Below are 22,582 nucleotides of genomic sequence, written 5' to 3' on the forward strand. Positions count from 1 at the left end.
GCGCGTGACGAGAACCCCCGTTGGCGACCACGCTTTCTCGTTTCCGTTTCCGTTCCCGTTCCCGTTCCCGTTCCCGCTTCTCGTTTCCGTTCCCGTTTCCTGTTCGTTCTCGTCCGCCTCAGCCGATCACCGCCGCACGCACGCACAGCACGTCCGGCAGATGCGCCGCCAACTGCCGCCAGCTGTCGCCGTCGTCGGCCGACGCGTACACCTCGCCGTTGCGGTTGCCGAAGTACACCCCCGCCGGATCCGCGCCGTCCGTGCACATCGCGTCGCGCAGCACCGTGCCGTAGTGGTCCTCCGTCGGCAGCCCCGCCGAGAGCGGCTCCCAGCTCTTGCCCGCGTCCGCGGTGCGGAAGACGCGGCAGCGGTGGTCGGCCGGGACGCGGTCGGAGTCCGCGTTGATCGGGAACACGTACGCGGTGTCCCCGCGCCGGGGATGGGCGACCGCGGCGAACCCGAAGGTGGAGGGCAGGCCCTCGCCGATGTCGGTCCAGTGCGCGCCCGCGTCGTCGCTGCGGTAGACACCCCAGTGGTTCTGGAGGTACAGCCGGTCCGGGGTCACCGCGTCCCGGGCGACCTTGTGCACGCACTGCCCGAACTCCGGGTCGGGGTCCGGCAGGAACACCGCGGAGACGCCGGAGTTGGAGGGCGACCAGCTCGCGCCGCCGTCCTCGGTGCGGAACACCCCGGCGGCGGAGACGGCGACCGTCAGCGCGCGCGGGTCCCGCCGGTCGGTGAGGATGGTGTGCAGCCCCTCGCCGCCACCGCCCGGGGACCACTTGTCGCGGGTCGGGTGCTCCCACAGCGGCCGTACCAGCTCGAAGGTCTCGCCGCGGTCCTCGGAGCGGTACAGCGCGGCCGGCTCCGTGCCCGCGTACACCACGTCCGGCTCGGCGGCCGAGGGGTGCAGCTGCCACACCCGCTCCAGGGAGGCGCCGGTGTCCTTGGGGAACTTGACGGCGGGCTGCGGCGGTTCGGTCCAGGTGCGGCCCAGGTCGTCTGAGTGGAACACGGAAGGGCCCCAATGCGTGCTGTCGCCGCCGACCAGCAGCCGGGGTGTGTCCGCGCGGGTGTCGATGGCGACCGCGTAGACGGCCTGCGCGTTGAAGTAGGGGTGGTCGTCGAACTCCCAAACACCCCCGGTGCCGCCTCGCCGCCGCCCGATGAACAGTCCTTTGCGCGTGCCTACGGTGAGCAGTACCTCGGTCATGCCGACCACCTCCCGGACATCGTCGTCTCAGTCACGGGCCAGTCTGCACCCCACCACTGACAGTCACCCCTCGAGACGCTCTTACCGCAGGTCAGCGGCCATGTGAGCGAGGAAGCGGCGGGCGGCGCGGGAGTCGGGTCCGGGCGGCGTGACCCACGTCGCATGAGCAGTGCGGGGAGCGCCGCCGTATGGGAGAGAGGTTCGGCTGTCCTGCGTGCGTGAGGGAGGGTGCCCCCGATGGTGGCATTCCGTGGTCCGAAGGTGTGGTTGTGGCGATGGCGGCGCAACCCGCTCAAACGGCGCAGCGACCGGCTGGAGTCCTGGGTGGTGCTGGCCGCCTGGGCGCTGACCGTGTGCGGAGGGGTGATCGCCGGACTGCTGTCGGCGGAGTCCGTCGAGTCCGGTCTCGCCCGGCAGCGTGCGGAGTGGCACCCCACCGCCGCGCTCCTCACCCAGGACGCGCCCGAGCCGTCCGCCACCAGCGGACCGGGGGCCGAGAAGGTGTGGGCGAAGGTGCGCTGGACGGCACCGGACGGCTCCGAGCGCCAGGGCCAGGCCCGGGTCGAGCCCGCCACTCTGATGGGCACCCAGGTCACCGTCTGGACGGACACCGAGGGCCGCCTGGTCACCAAGCCCGCCAGTGAGTCCCAGGCCCGGCTGCGCGCAGGGCTCGTCGGCGGTCTGGCGGGCATGTGCGTCGCGGCCGTGCCCTACGTGGGCGGCAGACTCGTACGCGGCCGCCTGGAGCGGCGGCGGATGGACCAGTGGGACGAGGAGTGGGCCCTGATCGGCCCGCTGTGGGCGCGCAAGACCTGGTGAACGGCCCACCGGCAGGACCGTCGGTCACGGCACCGGCTGACGTCCGACGGCCGGACGAGGCCCGTGGGGGAAGGCTCCGTCCGGCCGCCGCAGTGGACTCACCAGTGAGTGATGAGCGGTCTCACCTGTAGGTGATGTCCGACGTGGAGTACAGGCAGTTGGTGCTGTCGGGGCCCGTGCCGACCGCCGTGTTGTTGTTGTACTTCTGGCACGGGATGACCTTGCGGCCGCTGTCGTTGAGGATCGTGATCCTGCGCAGCGTCGCCACGTCGCCCCGGTTGACGTTGATGCCGACGAGCCGTGCGGTGGAGCCGGTCCCCGTCACCTCGATGTTGTTGAGGTTCACCTTGCGCGTGTACTGCGTGGAGCAGTCGCCGCACGAGCGGTACAGCGTCTTGAACTCGCTGACGGCGAAGTTGGAGATGTTCAGGGTGCCCGGCCCGTTGTGCTGGAAGACCTTGTCCGCCGCCTTCTTCGCGCCGCCGCCGGTCACCGTGTAGGTGGAGCCGCCGCGGAAGGTCGCCGCGTCCTCGCCGACGTCCTCCCACCACACGTTCTGCAGGGTGCAGTTGCCCTCACAGTGGATGCCGTCGGCGCCGGGCGCGCCGATGATGACGTTCTTCAGGGTCGCGCCGGCCGCGAGCTTGAAGATCGGGTCCTGGCCCTCCTCCTGGCCGTCACCGGCCAGATTGCCGCTGCCGTAGTAGCGCACCATGCCGCCGTCCCTGGTGCCGGACACCGAGATGGTGGAGCTCACCGGCTGGCTGTTGGTGGGCGTCGGCCAGGTGGCGGCGTTCGCCGGAGTGGCGCCGGTGGTCATGATCATGCCAAACGAGAGGCCGAAGGTGGCCACCGTCCCGGTCATCGCGCGTGCACGCGCGCGTGGACGTGCTGCAGAAGTCATGTCCCGATTCCTTCTGTTGTCCGAGCGGATGGGGGGAGGGTTCTCAGAGCTTCCCGGCGCCCGCGCCCGACGTCACCGAGGCGACGACGGAAGAGGCGGACTCCGCGGTGTAGCCGTACGGCGGGGTGGTGAAACGACCCCACCTGGGAGACCTCGGTGGCGGCCCCGCCGAGGTCGTTGCCGCGCAGATTGGCGTAGCCGTCCACGTCACTGCTGCGGTTCGTGGTGACCGCGATCTTCGTGTTGCGGAAGACGTTGTTCTCCACGAGCGTCTGGGCGCCCCTGCGCGAGTGGCAAGCGGTGTCGGCGCCGTCCGCGTAGTTGTTGAAGAAGTGCCCTGTGCCGAAGCGCAGACTGGGGATCCGCGAGTACACGTTGCCGAAGTGGCTGTGGTGGTACGTCACCTTCAGGTGACCGGTGTCCTCGGAGGCGTTGTTGTCGCTGTGGCCGACGAGCGATCCCTTGAAGTGGTCCTTGAAGGTGTTCCAGGACACCGTCACGTGGTCGGAGCCGTGGTTGATGTCCAGCAGCCCGTCGTAGGAGTCCTTGTCGTGATCACGGTCCGCCGAGAAGGAGTTGTGGTCGATCCAGACCCTCGTGGACTCCTGGACGGTGACGCCGTCGGCGGGCGCGACCGGCTTGCTGATGTTCAGGTTGCGGAGGACGGGGTTGGTCTCCTCCTTGATCCGCAGGCCGCCGCCGGTGAACCGGATGACGAACCCACGCCCAGCACCGTCGTGTTGGAACCGATGTCGACCTGACCGCTCAGCGAGATCAGTCCGCTGACGCGGACGACCTTGGCCGCGTCACCGGTGACGGCGGTCTTGAAGGCGGCGAGTGTCGAGACCGTGACCGGGGTGGCGCTGCCGCCACCGGTCGTCCCGGCGCCGTAGCCGATCGGCGCGGTCTCCGCGGCCCCCGCGGACTGCGGCAGGGCGAGGACGGCGGCCGTCGCCAGGGCGGCCGCGGCGGCCACCCTGACTGATCTTTGCGCCTGTGTACGTGGGGGGAACGGTACGCATGCGGGTGCGTCCCTTCGGGGAGGGCTGATGGGCCATGTACATGAACAGTGTTCGCCATATTGATTTGTGCAAGCGGCGGGAGTCGCCGAGGTGGGGTCCTCGGTGTCCCAGAAGGTGGGCAGCCCCAGGAGGATGGGGTGCTGTCGCGTGTCGGCCCACACGCGGAGTGGTGCGCAACTGGTTCACACTGCTGAACGGAACGTAGAGGGCAAGCGCTTTCTAGTCAACGCTTTGCGCAAAATGCATTCAGGTACCACCGGTGGGGAGGGTGGTCAGCCCTGGTGGGTCAGGACGGCCGCCCCCGATGGGCGGCGTGAGCGAATTCTTTCGACGTGTGGGAGCGCTTCCAGGGCGGCCATGTGCATGCCACGATGCTCGCCGGACGCTTCCCTGCCGAGAGGGTGAGTCGATGGCGACTCCACGTATGCGTACGTTCATCAGCGGACTGGTCCTGGCGTTACCGACCGTCGGCCTGACCGCGCCGGCCCCCGGCCGGGCGGTCGCCGACGTCTCCCGTAGCGGCGGCGCGGGCCCGCTGCCCGGTTCGTTCAGATGGTCCTCGACCGGCCCGCTGATCTTCCTCAAGCCGGCACCGAGGGCGCGACGGCCGACGGCATCGGCGGTTCCTGGACGCCGTTGGCGGAGACCGAGGCCAACCGTTCCTGTGGACTGGGCAGAAGTGAGCTCGCTCAGCCGCACGCCCCGAACGGTCTTGGGCGTACTGCTCCCCGGCGTACTCGACCCCGGGGCGGCGATACGGATCCTGTCCGTGGTCCGGGCCCGGGAGGCCCACCCCGCGGCCGGAGGCCGCTGATGAACGCTGCCCCCTTACGACCTGGCCATGTGGTTAAGGGCAGAGGCGACGGGGAGGCCCCGAACCATCACTCCGGTGGAGCGGGGGCCTCGCATGCCGGCGCCGTACCCGGCGTCCCGGATCACACGGTCGAATGAAACCGTCCTCGTTCACGCTCCTCGGCGAGTAGCCGGCAACCCCTTCATCCGCTTCACCCAGGCGACCTTCGAGGCCGGACAACCCGCCTGGACCGTGGACTTCAGCCACGGTGACCTGATCCGCGACGGCGTCGACCAGACCCAGAAGATCAACCCGTGCCGGCTGGGCCTGCTCACCCAGACCAGTTCCTCCTGCTGACCCCTCACAGGAAGGTACGACGACGTGTCCGTCACCCCCCACACCACCACGCGGAGACCGCTGCGTACCGTACTCGCCGCACTCCTCGGAGCGCTGGTGCCGCTCCTCGTGGCCACGTTCCTCACCGCGCCCACGGCCGCGGCGGCGCCGGACGCGTGGGCCACGCCCGCCGCGAGGGCCGAGGCCGCACCCCGGGCGGCGCTCACCCAGATCACCGGCTTCGGCGAGAACCCCAGCAATCTGCAGATGTACCTGTACGTACCGGACAGCGTCACCGCGAACCCGGCGATCCTCGTGGCCGTGCACTACTGCACCGGCTCCGGGCCCGCCATGTACAACGGCACCGAGTACGCCCAACTCGCCGACAAGTACGGCTACATCGTCGTGTACCCCTCCGTCACCCGTAGCAGCAAGTGCTTCGACGTCGCCTCTCCGCAGGCGCTGCGCCGCAGCGGCGGCAGCGACCCGGTGGGCATCAAGTCCATGGTCGACTGGACGGTCCGCACCTACGCCGCCGACACCGACCGGATCTTCGTCACCGGTATCTCCTCCGGCGCGATGATGACCAACGTCCTGCTCGGCGACTACCCCGACGTGTTCGCCGCCGGCGCCGCGTTCGCGGGTGTGCCCTTCGCCTGCTTCGCCACCACCAACGGCTCCGAGTGGAACAGCGACTGCGCGAACGGCACGATCACCCGCACCCCGCAGGCCTGGGGCGACCTCGTCCGGGGCGCCTACCCCGGCTACACCGGAGCCCGGCCGCGCATGCAGCTGTGGCACGGCACCGCGGACGACGTCCTGCGCTACCCCAACTTCGGCGAAGAGATCAAGCAGTGGACCAACGTGCACGGTCTGAGCCAGACACCGGCCGTCACCGACTCGCCCCAGTCCAACTGGACCCGTACCCGCTACGGCGGCACCGGTGACCGCGCCCCCGTCGAGGCCATCAGCCTCCAGGGCACCGGACACAACGTGTACGCCTGGGGCATGGGTGAGCGCGTCCTCACCTTCTTCGGCCTCAACAGCTCCGGTCCCGCGCCCCAACCCCCGGCGGGCCCCTGCAAGGTGACCGTCACCCCCAGCGCCTGGAACACGGGCCTCACCGCCTCGGTGACCATCACGAACACCGGTACGACGGCGATCAACGGGTGGCGGTTGGCGTTCACCCTGCCCGCCGGACAGACCATCACCAACGGCTGGGGCGCAACGTACAGCCCGACCAGCGGCGCTGTGACCGCGACCAACGTCTCGTACAACGCCGCGATCGCTCCCGGCGCGAGCGTCGGCGTCGGCTACCAGGCGAGCCACACCGGCAACAGCGCCATACCGACGGCGTACGCCCTCAACGGCACCGCCTGTACGACCGCTTGACGCGTCCTGACGCGTCCTGACCGTCCCTCCGGGCGCGCGCCACCCGGCGTGCGCCCGGCTCCGTCCGTGTTCCGCGACCCCGGCTCACGTTCATGTTCCGTACGCACCGAGAAAGGCTCTCGCCCGTGGAGTTGTCCAGTAGCCCCCAGCCGTCCGAGGCGTCGAGAAGGGCATCCCTCCCCCACCTGATCGCCGTCTGTATCCTCGCTCTGAGCCTTGTGGTGGCCTCGTCCGCGGTGGTGGCCCTCGTCGGGAGCCCGCAGCGCGACGCCGGGGCCGGTGACGCGGCGGCGGCCGCCCGGCACTGGGTGAACACCTGGTCCGCGATGCCCCAGCTCACCGAGCCCGGGAACATGCCGCCCGCGCCGTTCACCGGTGACCGGGCCGTACTCGTCGACACCACGCTGCGGCAGACCGTGCATGTCACCACCGGTGGCGACCGCGTCCGGCTGCGCTTCTCCAACGCCTTCGGCGGCACCGCGCTGCCGCTGACCGCGGTGACCGTGGCGCTCCCGCTGGGCGGGCAGGCCGGGGTCGGGGCGATCGAGCCCGGCACCACCCGGACGGTGACGTTCAGCGGGCGGCAGTCCACGACTGTGCCCGTCGGCGCCCAAGTGGTCTCGGACCCCCTGGACTTCACCCTGGCACCAGGCTCCACCCTGACCGTGACGGCGTACCTCGCCGAGGGCCAGGCCTCCCTCGCCCTCACCTCGCACCCGGGCTCCCGCACCACCTCCTACCTCCGGCACGGCGACCACACCCGGGCCGAGGACCTCCCCGGCGCGACCCCCACCAACCACTGGTATCTGCTCAGCGATGTCGAGGTGCTCTCCCGGCCCGCCACGACCGCGGTCGCCGTCCTCGGCGACTCGCTCACCGATGGCCGGGGCTCCACCACCAACGGCAACAACCGCTGGCCCGACCAGCTCTTCGGCCGTCTCCAGGAGAAACCCGGCACCAGGAACATCGCGGTGGTGAACCAGGCGGCCGGCGGCAACCGCGTCCTCAACGACGGCCTGGGCCCGAACGCCCTCGCCCGACTGGACCGCGACATCCTCGCCCACAGCGCCGTCGAACAACTGATCGTCTTCGAGGGCATCAACGACATCGGCACGGCCGAGGCCACCCCCGCCGCCCAAGAGCGCGTCACCGCCGACCTCATCGCCGCCTACGAGCAGATCGTCGTCCGCGCGCACGCCCAGGGCATCGACGTCTACGGCGCGACCCTGCTGCCGTTCGACGGCAACACCCTCTACGACGACACGGCCGGGCATCGCGAGGCGGCACGGCAGGCGGTCAACACGTGGATCCGCACCAGCGGCCGCTTCGACGCCGTCATCGACTTCGACCGCGCGGTCCGCGACCCCGACCACCCGAGCCGCCTCCTTCCGGCCCTCCACGACGGCGACTGGCTGCACCTCAACCCCGAGGGCTATCGGGTGCTGGCCGAGTCGGTTCCCCTGCGCCTGCTTCGGCGGACGTGAGCGCCGGAAGTGAACCTGCCTTCGCCGGAAGGTGGTTGAAGAGCAGGTTCAGCACGATCGCCGTCAGACAGCCCGCGCTGATGCCGCTGTTCATCACCGTCTGGAACCAGTCCGGGAACTTCTCGTACGCCGTCGGCACCCCGACCGGCAGCATGCCGACGGCCACCGAGACGGCCACGATCGTCAGATTGCCGTTGCCCTGGAAGTCCACCCGCGCCAGCGTGCGCAGTCCGCTCGCGGCGACCGTACCGAACATCACCAGCCCTGCTCCGCCGAGCACCGGTGCCGGGATCGCCGCGACCACCGCGCCCAGCTTGGGCAGCAGCCCGAGCAGGACGAGGATCCCGCCGGCCGCCGCGACGACCCAGCGGCTGCGGACGCGGGTCATGCCGACCAGGCCCACGTTCTGCGCGTACGCCGTGTACGGGAAGGTGTTGAAGACACCGCCGAGGACCGTGGAGAACCCGTCGGCGCGCAGCCCGTCGGCGAGGGAGCGCGGCTTCACCTCGCGGTCGGTCATCTCGCCGACGGCGATCAGGTCACCGGTCGTCTCCGTCATGGTGACCAGGGCTACCACGAGCATGGACACGATCGCCGAGACCTCGAACGTGGGCGCCCCGAAGTGGAACGGCGTGCTGATGCCCAGCCAGTCGGCCTCCTTCACCCCGCCGAAGTCCGTGAAACCGAACGGCACCGCGACCGCGAGCCCCACGACGATGCCGATCAGCACCGCGATACGGCTGAGGAAGACCGGGGCGAAGCGCTGCACTCCGAGCACCACCAGGAGGACGAAGGCCGCGAGTGCCAGATTCCTCGGCTCACCGAAGTCCTCGGCGCCCACGCCGCCGGCCGCCCAGTTTCCGGCCACCGGCAGCAGGGAGAGGCCGATGATCAGGATGACGGTGCCGGTGACGAGGGGCGGGAAGAAGCGGAGCAGTCTGCCGAAGACCGGCGCCAGCAGCATGATCGCCAGTCCGGCCACGATCACCGATCCGTAGATCGCGGGGAGGCCGCCGCCCTCCGTGCCGATCAGCACCATCGGGGATACGGCCGCGAAGGTGCAGCCCTGCATGATCGGGAGCCGGACGCCGAATCGCCATACGCCGACGCACTGGATGAGCGTCGCGATGCCGCAGATCAGGAGATCGGCGGTGATCAGATAGGCGAGGTCGGCGGGTGGGAGTCGCATCGCGCCGCCGACGATCAGGGGGACGGCGACCGCGCCGGCGTACATGGCCAGGACGTGTTGGAGACCGAAGGCGGCCAGTTGGCGTACGGGGGGTACTTCGTCGACGGGGTGGGTGGGTGATTCCACGGGCGAGACCATAGGGGGATTGAACAGTCTGTTGATTTCTGGGGTGTTGCTAGGAGTCGCGGGCGGCGGTCATCAGTGACTCCCAGTCCGGGAGTTTCACCACGCCCCTGCCCAGCGACGCGCCCAGCGCTGCCTCTGCCCTCTCGATCGCCTGCCATCCCGACCACTCGACCGGTGTGCAGCCCTCCGCACTCAGCGCCGCCAGCGGATCGTCCGGCACCTCTCGTCGTACGAGCTCGGAGGCGTCCTCCAGCAGTGACGTCACCGTTTCCTTCGCGCACGGGCGGTTGGTGCCGATGACTCCCGTCGGGCCCCGCTTGATCCAGCCGGCCACGTACTCGCCCGGTGCTGCCGTGCCGTCGCGCAGTACACGCCCGGCGAGGTGCGGCACCGTGCCGTGGTCGTTGTCGAAGGGGAGGCCTTCGAGTGGTACGCCGCGGTAGCCGACCGAGCGGAGGACGAGCTGGGCCTCGATCTCCTCGTAGCGGCCGGTGCCGGTGACGCCGCCGTGGCCGTCCGGTGCGGTGCGTTCCAGGCGGACTCCGCAGACGCGGTCGCCGTCGGCGAGGAGTTCGACGGGGCGGAGGAAGAAGCGCAGGCGGATGCGGTGGCGGCCCTCGGCGGGCGGGGCGGTGGCCCAGCCGCGCAGGACCTCCACGTTGCGGCGTTGTGGGGCGGGGAGCGCGGAGGGGTCCCCATACGCCGGGTCCAGCTCCAGCTCCGCCGGGTTGACGGTGACCCGGGTGTCCGGGAGGGTGCTCAGCTCGCGGAGCTCCTTGGTGGTGAAGCGGGCCTGGGAGGGGCCGCGGCGGCCCACCATGTGGATGTGGGTGACCTCGCTGGCGGCGAGCGAGGTGAGGGCGGCCTGGGGCATGTCGGTGGGGCTCAGCTCGGGCGCGCCGCGCGCCAGCATGCGGGTCACGTCCACCGCGACGTTGCCGACGCCGATCACGACCGCGGACCGGGCGCTGAGGGCGGACCCCTCGAAGGCACAGCCCACGGCGTCCGGGTGCGCGCTGTACCAGGAGACGAACTCGGTCGCCGACCAGCTGCCGCGCAGCTCCTCGCCCGGGATGCCCAGCCGGCGGTCGGTTGCGGCGCCCACGCAGTACACGACCGCGTGGTACAGCTCCCGCAGCCGCGCCACCGGCACGCCATCGGGGCCCACCGGGACGCCGCCGAGGAAGCGGACGCGTTCGTGCTCCAGCACGGTGCGCAGATTGTTCTGCAGCGACTTGATCTTCTCGTGGTCCGGCGCCACGCCGTAACGCACCAGGCCGTAGGGGCACGGCAGCCGGTCCAGGACGTCGACGCGCACGTCGGGATCCTGCTGGACGAGGGTCTGGGCGGTGTAGCACCCGCTCGGGCCCGAACCGATGACGGCGACACGCAGCACGGCGGAACTCCCTACGCGAGGAGATCGCTGATGTCTCAAGGATCGCACCGCGAGGCGCGCGAGGGGAGGGGAGCTTCAGGCGCGGAGGGGGGCGCTGCGCCGTCGGGGTGCCGGGCGCGCCCTCGGCGCGTGGCTGGGCGGAGCGAATGTGATCATTCGCTTACGTTGCGTATGTGATGGAAGCTTTCTTTCTTAATCTTTCTGATCGCCACTGTCGGGATGGCGCGGTGTCCGTGCGGCCCGCGTGGAAGGTGCGGGAAGCGGGCGGTGCCACGGCATGGTTCACCGCCCGGCTGAGCTTCCCGGACGGGGCCAGGGTCGAGATGCTCGCCGTGGTGTCCGAGGGGCGTCTGTCCCTGGAGGACGTACGGGCCCAGCCGCCGCTGTCCCTCGACGACCTCGCGGAGCTCGCCGACTGGATCGAGGGTCCGCTCTTCGAGGCGTGCGGCGCGGCGCCCGAGCCGGCCGACGCGTCGCCGTACGAACACCCGTCGAGGGCCCGGCCCGCGCGCCGGGCCAGGCCCGTGTGGCCGCACGGCGTGGAGGGGCGGCGGCTGGTGGCCGAGGAGTATCTGGCGGCGCAGCGGTCCGGCTGCGACCCGGTGCTCGCGGTGATGTGGGCGACCGGGCACAGCCGCCGCCGGTCGCTCAGGCTGATCGCCGGGGCGCGGGACGCGGGCCTGCTGACGCCCCGCCACGCCCGGCGCTGAGCCCACGCCCCCACGGCCGGGCGCGGACACGGGGCGGCGGTTACTCCACGAGGTCGCGCATCCGGCTGATCTCCGTCGTCTGCTGGGCGATCACGTCGTCGGCCATCTCTTCGATCAGGATGTTGTTGCCCTGTGCCTTCACATCCGTGGCCATGGTGATCGCCCCCTCGTGATGGGTGATCATCAGCTTCAGGAAGAGCTGGTCGAAAGACTCCCCTTCGAGGGTGCCGAGTTCCTTCATCTGAGCCTCGCTCGCCATGCCGGGCATCTCCGCGTGGTCGTGCGAAGTGCCCTGTTTCCCCCCGTCGTTGTTCTTCAGCCAGCCCTCCATGGCCTTGATCTCGGGCTCCTGGGCGGCCGAGATCCGCTCGGCGATCCGCTTCACCCCGGTCGACGCCGCCCGTTCGGGGGCGAGTTCGGTCATGTCCAGGGCCTGGGTGTGGTGCTCGATCATCATGCGGGCGTAAGTGAAGTCCGCCGAGTTCGGTGAATCGTCCTCGGCGCGCTGTTTCTCGGCCTCCGAGGGGGAGAGGGTCCGGGCCGCCTCACCGGGCTTCCCGGGGGCTATCACCGCGGGTCCGCCGGCTTTTGTGGAATCGCCGTCGGGGTCCGATCCCGATTCCGAATCGCACCCCGTGAGCAGGACAAGCGCGGTCGCCAGCGAGGCCGTGACCAGCGGTGTGCGGAACGTGCGGCGGACGAGCACAGTGACCTCCTGAGATACAGGAACGGGCGTACACCTCATGAGTGTTGACGAAAGTTCCTAACACGCTTTCAGACGTCCGTGATCAAATTTGTACGTTACAAATGCATTGCCGTCTGTTGTTCTGTGCATGATGAAGACGATACTTCGGAGGTGGCTGAACCGTTCAACTGCGAACGGCTACACGGGAGGACACAGTGACCCTGTTGAACAACCTTCGGACGCGACGCAGACGTTTAGGAGTCGCCGCGACGGCGGCCGGACTGCTGGCCGCCCTGCTCACTGCCGCACCGGCGGCCGCGACCCCCGACCCCGGGGACTCGCCCGCCGCGCAGGAGGAGGTCTCCAAGAGCGACGCCGCCAAGACGCGGGCGGCGATAGCCGCCGGCGACATACCCGGCCAGGACGAGATCGTCCACTCCGACAACATCCAGCACGTCACGAACATCCCCAAGGACGCGCTGCCCGGCACCAACTCGGACCTCGCCTTCCAGGGCAGGTACGCCTTCGCCGGCAACTACGACGGCTTCCGCATCTTCGACATCAGCAACCCCAAGGCCCCGAAGACGGTCGCCCAGGTGCTGTGCCCGGGCTCGCAGAACGACATCTCCGTCTCCGGTGATCTGCTCTTCCTGTCCACCGACTCCTCGCGCAGCGACAGCTCCTGCAACAGCACCACGCAGCCCGCGAGCGAGAAGTCGTCGTGGGAGGGCATGAAGATCTTCGACATCAGCGACAAGCGGAACCCGAAGTACGTCGCCGCCGTCGAGACCGCCTGCGGCTCGCACACCCACACGCTGGTGCCCGAGCGCAAGAACGTCTACGTGTACGTCTCCTCGTACTCGCCGAGCGCCTCGTTCCCCGACTGCCAGCCGCCGCACGACGGCATCTCGGTCATCAAGGTGCCGCGCAAGTCCCCCGAGAAGGCGGCCGTGGTGGGCTTCCCCGTCCTCTTCCCCGGTGAGGGTGCGGACGGCGGCGGCAACCCGGGTTCGCCCACCAACCCCGGTGTCTCCAAGACGACGGGCTGCCACGACATCACGGTGCTGCCGTCGAAGGACCTGGCGGCCGGTGCCTGCATGGGTGACGGCATCCTGTTCTCCATCAAGGACCCGGAGAACCCGAAGATCATCGACCAGGTCCAGGACAACGTGAACTTCGCGTTCTGGCACTCCGCGACCTTCAACCAGAAGGCGAACAAGGTCGTCTTCACCGACGAGTTGGGCGGCGGCGGCGCGGCCACCTGCAACGCGGAGATCGGGCCGAACCGCGGCGCCGACGGCATCTACGAGATCGTCGGCAAGGGCGACCACCGCAAGCTCGTCTTCAAGAGCTACTTCAAGATCCCCCGCCACCAGGCGAACACCGAGAACTGCGTCGCCCACAACGGCTCGCTGATCCCGGTCCTGGGCAAGGACATCATGGTCCAGGCCTGGTACCAGGGCGGTGTCTCGGTCTGGGACTTCACCAACTCCTCGAAGCCCCAGGAGATCGCCTACTTCGAGCGCGGTCCGATCTCCACCGACACCCTCGTCGGTGGCGGTGCCTGGTCGGCGTACTACTACAACGGCTACATCTACTCGAACGACATGGCGAAGGGCTTCGACGTCCTGAAGCTCAGTGACCGGCGCACGGACCCGGCCAAGTGGGTCCACATGCGTGAGCTCAACGTGCAGACTCAGCCCGACTACTTCGGCTTCGGCTGGTAGGCGGCCGGGACAGCGAGTCAGGTAGCGAAGAACCGCGACAGATCCCTGTCGCACGTCCCGCCGGGCCCTTCGGGGGCCGGCGGGACGCCCGACTCCCAGTCCAGTCCGTAGCGCCGGAACAACTCGCCCCGCAGCGTGGTGACAGGCAGCGGTGAGTTCGGCAGCACCATCGCGTACACCGCGCCCATCAACAGGGCGCGCAGCAGCGGGTAGTCGGCCTCCGGGTCCATGGAGCCGTGCCGGCTCACCGTGTCCCGCAGCAGGGCGCCCAGCCGCTGTTGCTCCGGGCACCGCACGAGCCCCGCCGGGTTCTGCAGCATCCCCGCCATGTGCTGGCGCATCAGCACCGGCCGGTCCCGGGCCAGTTCCAGGATCGCGTCGACGGCCCGCGCCATCCGCTCCCGCCCGTCCTCGCTGCGCGGCTCGCGCTCCAGCGCCTCCTCCAGCGTCCGGTGCATCAGCCGGTGCACCGCCGACTGGACGAGCTGGCGCTTGCCGGGGAAGTAGTACGACACCAGCCCGCGTGCGGATCCGGCGCGGTCCGCGATGTCCGCGAGCGTCGTGGCCTCGTAGCCCCGCTCGTCCACCAACTCGACGGCGGCCTGCAGCAGTCGCTCCCGGGAACGGCGACGCAACTCTTCATTGACCGAGGCGCTGCGCGGGGACATCCTGTAACTCCTGCGTTGACTGGCTGCCAGCCAACTATACTCAGCGCTCCCGGGCGGCCACTCAGCGTGCCCCTCCCGGGCCGCTGTCCGTCCCGGGCCGCACGGGGGACGGTCCGGGACGGACGTCCAGCGGTGGATGACAGCACCTCGGCCGGCGGTGACGGTGCCTCAGCCGATCAGGTCCAGCACCGGCCGCAGCCCGTCCGGCCGCTCCGCCGCCGGCAGATGGTCCACGAAGTGCACCCCGCACCCCAGGGCCGCCGCGCCGCCGTCGGCGCGCCGGTCGTCGCCGACCATCAGTGTGTCCCGCGCGTCGACGCCGAGCGCCTCGCAGGCGATGGCGAACAGCCGGGGGTCCGGCTTCTGGATGCCGTGCTCGTACGACAGGACGTACGCGCCCACGTACGGGTCGAGGCCATGGGCGCGGAAGATCGGGCGCAGGTCCCAGCCGATGTTGCTCACCACGCCGATGGCCACCCCGCGTTCCCGCAGGGCGGCGAGGACTTCGGCGGCGTCCGGGTAGGGGCTCCACGCGGGCGGCGTCATATGGCGGTCGTACAGCGCGTCGTGGAGCGCCGGGTCGGGAAGAGTCACCCGGCGCGAGAGGCCCGTGTACGCGGCCCGGTGGTGCTCGGCGCTCCGGTCCCGGACCGCCCACAGCTCACCCGGCTCGCCGGTCGGCGGCTCCACCGGGAACGCCCCGCCGGGAAGCGCGCCCGCCCGCTCCAGGGCCTCGGCGGTCCGGAGCAGCTCCGGCTCGGGCAGGGCGAGACGGGCGTCCGTGAGCACCGCGCGCAGCCAGGACTCGGTGGACTCGACGCGGAAGAGGGTTCCGGAGAAGTCGAACAGCACGCCTTTGATCGTCATGACGGCGATCCTTCGCGCCCGGCCTCCCCCGGTCAAGCACGCGCCGGGCTGCGCCACTTCTCGCATGCGAGCACCGCGAGCGCGACCGTCAGCAGGCCCAGCAGCCAGCCGCCGACCACGTCGGACGCCCAGTGCACGCCCAGCCAGATCCGGGTCAGGCCGACGCCCACGGCGGAGATCGCGGACACCGTCAGCACCGTACGCACGAGGGTCTGTCCGGCGCCGTACAGGTGGAGGAGATAGAGCAGCAGACCGCAGACCACCGTGGTCGTCATGGCGTGGCCCGAGGGGAACGCGGCGTAGTGGGCGGAGTCGACGGGATCGGGCCACGCGGGCCGCTCCCGGCCGACGGCGGCCTTCAGTCCCTGCTGGACCGCCGTGCCCATCGCGCAGGTGACCGCCAACCAGATGGCGAGCCACCATTCTCTGTGCCGCCACACCAGCCAGATCGCGACGGCCGCGCAGAGGAGACGCATCGTCACGGGGTCCCAGACCCAGTCGGTCAGGATGCGGAACGTGTGCGTGATCCCCGTTTCTTCGACGGCCCATCTGTGTGCGGTGTCCGCGATGCTCTTGTCCAGCCACATCAGTGGCCCCCAGGAGAGGGCGACCAGGACGAGCAGCAGAACGGAGGGCGCCGCGAACGCCGCGGCGGCGCGCGTGGTGCGGTCGGCCGACGGGCGGTGGGGCGGCGAGTCGACGGTGGGGGTGTGCATACTGCGATCCTGGCCGACTCCTGGGGTGTCATGCCAACGCCGGGGCGTGAGATCACTGTCACGCGCCGCGACCGGAGCAAAGACCGAGTCCCGCACGTTGTTCTTGGGCTGTTCTTTGTTCGTTCTTTGCCGTGTCACGCCATGGCGAGTGCCCGCAACCCCGGTACGAAAGCCACCAACACGGGCGCCACCGGTACAAGCGCGGCGCACGCGGTCAGCCGCAGCCGCTGCGCCGGAGTGAGACGTTCCGGGGGAGCGAGCAGCCGGTGGACGCGCTGCGGCACATGGTCCTCCGGGGTCGAGCAGGGCCCGAACACCCCGCGGTCCTCGTTGAGCCCGACGAGCGCGAGGGCGGTGGTGAGGCGGCCGTGGCGGCGCGAGGCCATGTCGTCGGCGGCGAGTTCGACCAGGCGGTGCATATCGTCGCGGAACGCGGCGAACACCGGCACCCGGGGAAAGCCGCCCGCCAGCGCCGCCGAGCAGTGCAGCAGCCAGTCGTGCCGCGCCCGCGCGTGCCCCTGTTCATGCGCGACCACCGCGTCCACCTGCCGTCCTTTCAGTCGGCGCAACGCGGCCGTGGTGATGACCAGTCGGGGCTCCGCCCCCGCCAGCCACCAGGCGTCCGGCCGCTCTCCCTCCACCACCACGAGCTGGTCGGTCCCCTGCTCCTCGCCGGGCAACAGCGGGGCGCGGAGCCGAAGTTCGGCCCGGCGCCGATGGCGGCGCCGCCGGGCCCGGACGATCTCACGGACCAGCATCGTCCCCGTCCACAGCCCCCCGCACGCCAGCGCCACCGCTGTGCTCGCGGCCCACGAACCGCCCGTGCCCAGCGCGTACGCCTCCACGACCCCACTCGGCGCGGGCGCGAACAACGGCACGCGTACCTCCGTCCAGGCCGCGGCGGCGCTCAGGGCCATCGACAGCACACAACACAGCAGTACGGCCGCCACGAAGCACTGCCACACCCACAGCGCGACCACCGGTTCGCGGTCCGCCCAGTCGGCACGGGCCAACAGCCGCGGGGCGACGACGGCGGTCAGGGCGCCGAGCAGCAACAACGCCGCGGGGACCATCATGGGCCAAGCCTATGAGCGGGGCGGGGCACGGCGACACGGGCCGCGACGCCGAAGTGACGCAGACCACGGACGCGTACAGCGTCACGGGCCAGGGTTTCGTGCGGCGGTCAGACCGTGAGCAGCATCGCGAACATCCCGATGCCCATGGACAGTCGACAGGCCCGCGCCAGCTCGGGGCGGTCACCCCAGCCGAGGATCCGCGGTGCCGGGACCTGGACGCCGGCCGTGACCGGCACGGGGATGAGACGGGCACCCGCCCACAGCACATAGCCGGCGAAGTACAGCAGCAGAACCCCCGTGAGCAGGGGCGGTCCCGTGCCGCCATGTCCGCCGCCGGGCGAGGCCACCATCACCGCGGCCATGTAGACCATCGCCAGCGCGCCCACCAGGTGATGCAGATGACGCGGACTCGTGCGGGCCGTCCACAGCGCGCGCACCGCGGCCACACCGAACACGAGGGTGTACGCGAGCCAGGCCCAGCGCGGCGGCGCCACGGCCGCGGCGGGGACGGCCATCACGGCCATGCCGAAGCCCATCAGCGCCTCGTCGCCGGCGGACCGGCGCTGCTCCTCGACGGCGCTGCGCATCCGCAGCAGGCAGTAGCCCCCGGTCAGCGCGCACAGCGCCACCAGCAGCCAGCCGAACGAAGCCGGTCCGTGCATCGCGCACCTCCACGCTCGGTCGGTCAGGGCATGCCCGTGGGCGATGGCGCGCATACGAGCGCAAAGGGGTACGCGGGGGAGCGCGCGGGGTGCACTGGATGTTTCATACGTAAAACACTTGCCAACGTTGAGCCGGCGCTGAGCGTCGCCGCCGCCTCCGACCCGCCGAACCTCACACTGCCGGCGCTCGGCCGCCTCGACCTGGCGCTGTACACGATGGCCGGGGCGCTGTGCGCACGGCGGCCGCCCTCACGGGCACTCGTGTGCATGGCCCCCGCGCTCGTACGTCCACACGGGCCGGAACGCCGTGCCACCGCCCACGTCCTGAACCTGGTGGCCGCGCACATCGGGGCCCCGGGTGCCGACCGGACGCGTACCCGTACGGCCGCCGCCACGGCAGTGCACACCGCGTGGCAGACCCTGCTCTCCTCCGGCACCCGGACCGAGGCCCGGCGTGCCCTCGCCCGGCTCGTGGCCCACGCCGAGGCCGCGCTCGCCGCCCCCGACGCCGCGCCCGCCGCACTGTCGGCCGCGCGCCGCCACCTGTCCGCCTCCCTCCTCGAACTGCGAGCCACCACCGGTGCCGCGGCCGGTGAATGGTGGCAACGCGCGTGGCCCTCGGAGCGGGTGACACACGCCGAGCAGGCCGGACACCGTACGCTCACGGCGACGGTACGACGGCACGGGTTCCAGGCTTCGGAGGGCGCACGGGCATGACGGCAGGCAACGGGTGGACGGCGACGGGGAGCGGCGCGGCTCTCGGGGACACGGTCGCCAAGGTGGTGCGGCAGTGGCAGACGGTGCACCCCGGTCTCGACACCGCGCCGATGGAGATCATCGGCCGCGTCAACCGCTGCGCCGCCCTCCTCCAACAGGCCGAGGACGCCCCGCTGCGCCGCGCCGGGCTCACCCGCCCCGAGTTCGACGTCCTCGCCACCCTGCGCCGCACCGGCCACGAGCTGACCCCCAGTGAGATCGTCCGCGAGACGTTCGCCTCCGGGGCCGCCGTCACCAAACGCCTCAAGGCGCTCACCGAGCGCGGACTGGTCGAGCGACGCGGCGACACCCGCGACCGCCGCGTCGCCCACGTCCGCCTCACCGACACCGGCCGCGACCTCGTGGACAGCGTTCTGCCGGAACAACTGTCCTACGAGACAGCCGTCCTCTCCGGCGTCGAAGCCGACAACCGCCGCGAACTCGCCGTCCTCCTGGAGGAGTTGCTCATCCAACTGGAGGGCCGCCTGGGCGTCTCGCGCGCCTAGGTGTATTGCCCTGAGAGGTTGGGGACGCGGCTGGCGGGTGGTTGGCCTTTCAGAGCGGTGTGTCCGCGGTGGTGATTGCGCGGATGGTTCCGGTGGACTACGCGTCGCATTCGGCGCAGGTGGAGGTGCTGGAGGCGGAGCTGGTGGCCGAGCTGGAGGGCATCCGGCCGGTGGCGGGGCGTGTGCCGCTGTATTCGACGGTGACCGGCGACTGGCTGGACATGTCCGAGATGGATGCCGGGTACTGGTATCGCAACCTGCGGGCCACAGTCCGGTTCGAGGACGCGGTGCGTGGTCTGCTGGCCGACGGGCATCGCGCGTTCGTCGAGGTGAGTCCGCATCCGGTGCTGGTACCGGGGTTGCAGGACACGCTGGACGACACTCCGGGCGGGGGTGTGGTGCTGGAGACGCTGCGGCGCGACAGCGGAGACGCCTTCCGCCTCGCCACCGCACTCGCCCACGCCCACGTCAACGGCCTGCCCGTCGACTGGACCACCACCTACCCCGCCGACACGGCACACCAAATCCCCCTGCCCACCTACGCCTTTGAGCACCGTCACTACTGGCCACGGCGGCGCCCGGCACAGGAGGCCAACGCCGTGGCAGAGGTGGACGGTTCCGCGGAGAACGGGTTCTGGGAGGCCGTGGAGCAGGAAGATCTCGCCGCGCTGGCCCGGGTGTTGGAGCTGCCCGGCGAGACCTCGCTGGGCGAGGCGCTGCCCAGGCTCGCCTCTTGGCGGCGCGAGCAGCGGGAACGGTCCACGGTGGACGGCTGGCGCTACCACGTGGCCTGGCGCCCGGTGCAGTTCGGGGCGGGGGCGGCGCTCACGGGGCGTTGGCTCCTCGCCGTACCGGCCGGGAGGGCCGCGGACGAGTGGGTGAACGCCGTGACCCAGGCCCTGACCGGGGCCGGCGCGGAGGCCGTACGGATCGACGTACCGGCCGACGCCACGCGGGAGAGCCTCGGCCGAGCCATCGCCGAACTCTCCGAACTTTCCGAAGGCACGGCGGCCGTCGTCAACGGGGTGGTGTCCTTCGCCGCGCTGCTGAGCGGCGGGGACCCGGACACCTCCGGACTGTCCGCCCCGGTCCCGGCCGGTGTGGCCGCGAACGTGGCCCTGGTGCAGGCCCTCGGCGATGCCGACGTACAGGCCCCGTTGTGGTGCGTGACCCGAGGCGCGGTCTCCGTGGGCGGCTCCGACGAGGTGACGGACACGGCCCAGGCGGGCGTGTGGGGCCTCGGCCGTGTGGTGGCCCTGGAGCACCCGGGACGCTGGGGCGGTCTGGTCGACCTGCCCGAAGCGGTCGACGCCGCGGTGGCCCCCCGTCTGGTGGGTCTGCTGGCCGGAGCCGCGGGGCGGACCGAGGACCAGGTCGCGATCCGACCCGCCGGGATCTTCGCCCGCCGGCTGGTCCACGCTCCCGCGGTGGAGAGTGCGAGGGAACGCTGGCAGCCGTCGTCCGGCACCGTGCTGGTCACCGGTGGCACCGGCGGACTGGGCCGGGAGACCGCGCGTTGGCTGGCCGGGGCAGGCGCCGAGCGACTGGTGCTGATCAGCCGGCGCGGCCCCGACGCCGACGGAGTGGCCGAACTCCGCAGCGAACTGGAGGAGTTGGGAAGCCGAGTCGGCGTGGTGGCATGCGATGTGGCCGACCGCGACGAACTGGCGCGTCTGATCACTGAGTTGGCGGACGAGGGCACTCCGGTGCGTGGGGTCGTGCACACCGCGGGCATCAGCCACCTCACCGCCCTGACGGACATCGGTATGGCGGAGTTCGCCGAGGTCTACCGGGCCAAGACGGTGGGTGCGCGCAACCTGCACGAGCTGCTGGGCGACTCGCTGGACGCCTTCGTGACCTTCTCCACTATCTCCGCGGTCTGGGGCAGTGGCGGACAGAGCGCCTACGCCGCCGCCAACGCGGAGGTGGACGCGCTGATGGAGTACCGCAGGGCCGCTGGGCTCGCCGCGACCTCGGTCGCCTGGGGAGCCTGGGCGGAGGTGGGCATGGCGACCACGGAAGGCGTGGCGGAACAGCTCGGCCTGCGCGGTATCCACGCCATGCCGCCGCACCTCGCCATCGCGGCGATGCGCGACTCGCTGACCGCCGGGGACACCTGCGTCACTGTCTCCGACATGAACTGGACGCGGTTCGCCCCGTCGTTCGCGGTGGCCCGTGCCACCCGACTGCTGGACGAACTGCCCGAAGCCCGCAAGGCGTTGGCAGGCGACGAGCCGACGGCGCCGACCTCCGGGCAGTCGCTGTCGGCCAGGCTGGCAGGGCTGGCCGCGGAGGCCCGCGCCGACGCCGTACTGGATGCCGTACGCGCCGAAGTCGCCACCGTGCTCGGCCACACCGGGCCGGAGGCGGTCGAACCGGACCGGCCGTTCCTGGAGTTGGGCTTCGACTCACTGACCGCGATCCAGTTGCGTAACGCGCTCGGCACGGCCAGCGGACTGAAACTCCCCACCTCGCTGGTGTTCGACCACGCGACCCCCGCCAAGCTCGCCGACTTCCTCGGCGCGGAACTCGCGTTGCTGTCGGCGCCGCAGGAGCCGTCGCCGCAGGCGGCCGAAGAGGCGGCGGCACCGGATCTGCTCGTCTCCATCTTCGCCAGCAGTTACGCACAGGGCCGATCGGAGGAGGCGTTCGACCTGCTGCGGCAGGCGGCCCGGCTGCTCCCGAAGTCCCCGGAACCGGCCCTGCTCGCCGACCACACGGAACCGGTCCGACTGGCCACGGGCGCGGCGACGGCCCAACTGTTCTGCCTGCCCTCCCATGTCCCGGTGGCCGGACCGCACCAGTTCGCGCGGTTCGCGGCGTCGTTCCGGGGGGTTCGGGACGTCACCGCCCTGGGGCTGCCCGGCTACCGGGTCGGCCAGACACTTCCGGAGAGCGCCGAGATCCTGCTGGAAGCCCAGGCGGAGCGCATCCGGCGGCAGACGGAGGGTGCCCCCTTCGTGCTGCTCGGCATGTCCTCGGGCGGTTATCTGGCCCATGCCCTGGCCCGGCACATGGAGGCCACGGGCGACGCGCCGGCGGCCGTCGTACTCATCGACCCGTATGCGCCGGACGACGCCGCGCTGCAGAACATCACAGACTCCCTGATGTCCGGCATCTACGAGGAGCGGAACCAGGGATACGTGTCCATGGACGGGCTCCGGCTGAGCGCGTCCTCCTGGTACGGCGACCTGCTGCTCGATCTGGAGCAGCAGGAGGTCGCCGCGCCGACGCTCCTGGTCCGCGCCTCCGACCCGCTGCCAGGGATCGCCCCGGACCGGGGCGTCGACTTCTGGCGGACCTCCTGGCAGTGGGCGCGGACGGTCGTGGATGTCTCAGGTGACCATTTCACGATGATGGAGGGACACGCAGATTCCACGGCCCGGGCGGTCAACGACTGGCTCGACGCGCGGCTCGGCGCCGGTCCGGCGGATGGCGAAGATTAGAAGACCTGCTAGGGCCGCTGTGTTAGTGAATTCTGTGGGCCGGACGGCCGTACATGATGAATTCTAGGACGTACCTTTCCCTGGGTGGT

At 70.9% G+C, this 22,582-nt stretch carries 20 protein-coding genes and 1 pseudogene; 10 read left to right on the top strand and 11 right to left on the bottom strand.

Annotation, left to right across the window (positions count from 1 at the left end; genetic code table 11):
- Nucleotides 1-118: 118 nt before the first annotated feature.
- Nucleotides 119-1,213: a WD40/YVTN/BNR-like repeat-containing protein gene (locus tag CES90_RS45520; RefSeq protein WP_189788674.1), complete on the bottom strand. Its 1,095-nt coding sequence runs from the start codon at nt 1,211-1,213 to the stop codon at nt 119-121.
- Between the two features lie 237 nt (nt 1,214-1,450).
- Between CES90_RS45520 and CES90_RS45525 the strand changes: the two genes are divergently transcribed.
- A complete protein-coding gene (locus tag CES90_RS45525; protein WP_189788673.1) occupies nt 1,451-2,032 on the top strand; it encodes an Rv1733c family protein in 582 nt (193 codons plus the stop codon).
- A 121-nt stretch (nt 2,033-2,153) separates the two neighbouring features.
- On the opposite strand, the gene CES90_RS45530 is transcribed toward CES90_RS45525, so the two are convergent.
- Both CES90_RS45530 and CES90_RS45535 read right to left on the bottom strand, forming a co-directional pair.
- Nucleotides 2,154-2,936: a pectate lyase gene (locus CES90_RS45530; RefSeq protein WP_189788672.1), complete on the bottom strand. Its 783-nt coding sequence runs from the start codon at nt 2,934-2,936 to the stop codon at nt 2,154-2,156.
- A 43-nt stretch (nt 2,937-2,979) separates the two neighbouring features.
- A pseudogene (locus CES90_RS45535) lies at nt 2,980-3,912 on the bottom strand (pectate lyase family protein).
- 455 nt (nt 3,913-4,367) lie between these two features.
- Between CES90_RS45535 and CES90_RS50860 the strand changes: the two are divergent.
- The 4 genes from CES90_RS50860 to CES90_RS45550 all read left to right on the top strand — a co-directional run bounded on the left by CES90_RS50860 (nt 4,368) and on the right by CES90_RS45550 (nt 7,963).
- Nucleotides 4,368-4,772, top strand: coding sequence for a hypothetical protein (locus tag CES90_RS50860; RefSeq protein WP_232791385.1), 405 nt, complete (start codon nt 4,368-4,370; stop codon nt 4,770-4,772).
- Between the two features lie 93 nt (nt 4,773-4,865).
- A complete protein-coding gene (locus CES90_RS45540) occupies nt 4,866-5,108 on the top strand; it encodes a non-reducing end alpha-L-arabinofuranosidase family hydrolase (protein ID WP_208921628.1) in 243 nt (80 codons plus the stop codon).
- A gap of 24 nt (nt 5,109-5,132) precedes the next feature.
- Nucleotides 5,133-6,479, top strand: coding sequence for an extracellular catalytic domain type 1 short-chain-length polyhydroxyalkanoate depolymerase (locus CES90_RS45545; RefSeq protein WP_189788671.1), 1,347 nt, complete (start codon nt 5,133-5,135; stop codon nt 6,477-6,479).
- A 185-nt stretch (nt 6,480-6,664) separates the two neighbouring features.
- Entirely contained in the window at nt 6,665-7,963 is a 1,299-nt protein-coding gene (locus CES90_RS45550; protein WP_229914542.1) for an SGNH/GDSL hydrolase family protein, read from the top strand.
- Here CES90_RS45550 and CES90_RS45555 read toward each other — a convergent pair.
- Both CES90_RS45555 and CES90_RS45560 read right to left on the bottom strand, forming a co-directional pair.
- Complete coding sequence (locus tag CES90_RS45555) at nt 7,899-9,290, bottom strand: nucleobase:cation symporter-2 family protein (protein WP_229914541.1); 1,392 nt, start codon at nt 9,288-9,290, stop codon at nt 7,899-7,901. The two genes, CES90_RS45550 and CES90_RS45555, sit on opposite strands and share 65 nt — an antisense overlap.
- Before the next feature lie 37 nt (nt 9,291-9,327).
- Complete coding sequence (locus CES90_RS45560; protein ID WP_189788669.1) at nt 9,328-10,674, bottom strand: FAD-dependent oxidoreductase; 1,347 nt, start codon at nt 10,672-10,674, stop codon at nt 9,328-9,330.
- A 227-nt stretch (nt 10,675-10,901) separates the two neighbouring features.
- On the opposite strand from CES90_RS45560, the gene CES90_RS45565 reads away from it, so the two are divergent.
- Nucleotides 10,902-11,384: a DUF6214 family protein gene (locus CES90_RS45565; RefSeq protein ID WP_189788668.1), complete on the top strand. Its 483-nt coding sequence runs from the start codon at nt 10,902-10,904 to the stop codon at nt 11,382-11,384.
- 40 nt (nt 11,385-11,424) lie between these two features.
- Here the strand turns inward: CES90_RS45565 and CES90_RS45570 are convergent, their stop codons facing one another.
- Nucleotides 11,425-12,090, bottom strand: a complete 666-nt coding sequence (locus CES90_RS45570) for a DUF305 domain-containing protein (protein ID WP_229914540.1) — start codon at nt 12,088-12,090, stop codon at nt 11,425-11,427.
- Nucleotides 12,091-12,284: 194 nt separating this feature from the next.
- Here CES90_RS45570 and CES90_RS45575 point away from each other — a divergent pair, with 194 nt between their 5' ends.
- The gene (locus tag CES90_RS45575; RefSeq protein ID WP_189788666.1) at nt 12,285-13,796 is read left to right on the top strand and encodes an LVIVD repeat-containing protein; all 1,512 of its coding nucleotides are present in this window, start codon (nt 12,285-12,287) and stop codon (nt 13,794-13,796) included.
- 17 nt (nt 13,797-13,813) lie between these two features.
- On the opposite strand, the gene CES90_RS45580 is transcribed toward CES90_RS45575, so the two are convergent.
- The 5 genes from CES90_RS45580 to CES90_RS45600 form a co-directional block, all read right to left on the bottom strand.
- On the bottom strand, nt 13,814-14,464 hold the full coding sequence (locus CES90_RS45580; protein WP_189788665.1) for a TetR/AcrR family transcriptional regulator: 651 nt from the start codon (nt 14,462-14,464) through the stop codon (nt 13,814-13,816).
- 168 nt (nt 14,465-14,632) lie between these two features.
- On the bottom strand, nt 14,633-15,331 hold the full coding sequence (locus CES90_RS45585) for an HAD family hydrolase (RefSeq protein ID WP_189788664.1): 699 nt from the start codon (nt 15,329-15,331) through the stop codon (nt 14,633-14,635).
- Between the two features lie 32 nt (nt 15,332-15,363).
- Nucleotides 15,364-16,047, bottom strand: a complete 684-nt coding sequence (locus CES90_RS45590) for a phosphatase PAP2 family protein (RefSeq protein ID WP_189788663.1) — start codon at nt 16,045-16,047, stop codon at nt 15,364-15,366.
- A gap of 134 nt (nt 16,048-16,181) precedes the next feature.
- A complete protein-coding gene (locus CES90_RS45595; protein WP_189788662.1) occupies nt 16,182-17,123 on the bottom strand; it encodes a M56 family metallopeptidase in 942 nt (313 codons plus the stop codon).
- A 107-nt stretch (nt 17,124-17,230) separates the two neighbouring features.
- Nucleotides 17,231-17,785 (bottom strand): DUF5134 domain-containing protein, encoded by a 555-nt coding sequence (locus CES90_RS45600; protein ID WP_189788661.1) that lies wholly within the window; start codon nt 17,783-17,785, stop codon nt 17,231-17,233.
- Nucleotides 17,786-17,815: 30 nt separating this feature from the next.
- On the opposite strand from CES90_RS45600, the gene CES90_RS52295 reads away from it, so the two are divergent.
- From CES90_RS52295 to CES90_RS45615, 3 genes are all read left to right on the top strand, one after another.
- A complete protein-coding gene (locus CES90_RS52295) occupies nt 17,816-18,502 on the top strand; it encodes a hypothetical protein (RefSeq protein WP_189788660.1) in 687 nt (228 codons plus the stop codon).
- Nucleotides 18,499-19,047: a MarR family winged helix-turn-helix transcriptional regulator gene (locus CES90_RS45610; RefSeq protein WP_189788659.1), complete on the top strand. Its 549-nt coding sequence runs from the start codon at nt 18,499-18,501 to the stop codon at nt 19,045-19,047. Before CES90_RS52295 ends, CES90_RS45610 begins: the two co-directional genes overlap by 4 nt.
- Nucleotides 19,048-19,139: 92 nt before the next feature.
- Nucleotides 19,140-22,493, top strand: coding sequence for an SDR family NAD(P)-dependent oxidoreductase (locus CES90_RS45615; protein WP_408646642.1), 3,354 nt, complete (start codon nt 19,140-19,142; stop codon nt 22,491-22,493).
- The last annotated feature ends 89 nt before the right edge of the window (nt 22,494-22,582 follow it).

The organism is Streptomyces capitiformicae (assembly GCF_002214185.1).
In the GTDB taxonomy this organism is placed as follows: domain Bacteria; phylum Actinomycetota; class Actinomycetes; order Streptomycetales; family Streptomycetaceae; genus Streptomyces; species Streptomyces capitiformicae.

Bases quoted from the DNA above. Each gene is read 5' to 3' on its own strand.
- CES90_RS52295 (WP_189788660.1), top strand. From the start codon at position 17,816: ATGCCCGTGGGCGATGGCGCGCATACGAGCGCAAAGGGGTACGCGGGG.
- CES90_RS45585 (WP_189788664.1), bottom strand. From the start codon at position 15,331: ATGACGATCAAAGGCGTGCTGTTCGACTTCTCCGGAACCCTCTTCCGC.
- CES90_RS45600 (WP_189788661.1), bottom strand. From the start codon at position 17,785: ATGCACGGACCGGCTTCGTTCGGCTGGCTGCTGGTGGCGCTGTGCGCG.
- CES90_RS45540 (WP_208921628.1), top strand. From the start codon at position 4,866: ATGCCGGCGCCGTACCCGGCGTCCCGGATCACACGGTCGAATGAAACC.
- CES90_RS50860 (WP_232791385.1), top strand. From the start codon at position 4,368: ATGGCGACTCCACGTATGCGTACGTTCATCAGCGGACTGGTCCTGGCG.
- CES90_RS45590 (WP_189788663.1), bottom strand. From the start codon at position 16,047: ATGCACACCCCCACCGTCGACTCGCCGCCCCACCGCCCGTCGGCCGAC.
- CES90_RS45595 (WP_189788662.1), bottom strand. From the start codon at position 17,123: ATGATGGTCCCCGCGGCGTTGTTGCTGCTCGGCGCCCTGACCGCCGTC.
- CES90_RS45530 (WP_189788672.1), bottom strand. From the start codon at position 2,936: ATGACTTCTGCAGCACGTCCACGCGCGCGTGCACGCGCGATGACCGGG.
- CES90_RS45555 (WP_229914541.1), bottom strand. From the start codon at position 9,290: ATGGTCTCGCCCGTGGAATCACCCACCCACCCCGTCGACGAAGTACCC.
- CES90_RS45525 (WP_189788673.1), top strand. From the start codon at position 1,451: ATGGTGGCATTCCGTGGTCCGAAGGTGTGGTTGTGGCGATGGCGGCGC.
- CES90_RS45520 (WP_189788674.1), bottom strand. From the start codon at position 1,213: ATGACCGAGGTACTGCTCACCGTAGGCACGCGCAAAGGACTGTTCATC.
- CES90_RS45610 (WP_189788659.1), top strand. From the start codon at position 18,499: ATGACGGCAGGCAACGGGTGGACGGCGACGGGGAGCGGCGCGGCTCTC.
- CES90_RS45580 (WP_189788665.1), bottom strand. From the start codon at position 14,464: ATGTCCCCGCGCAGCGCCTCGGTCAATGAAGAGTTGCGTCGCCGTTCC.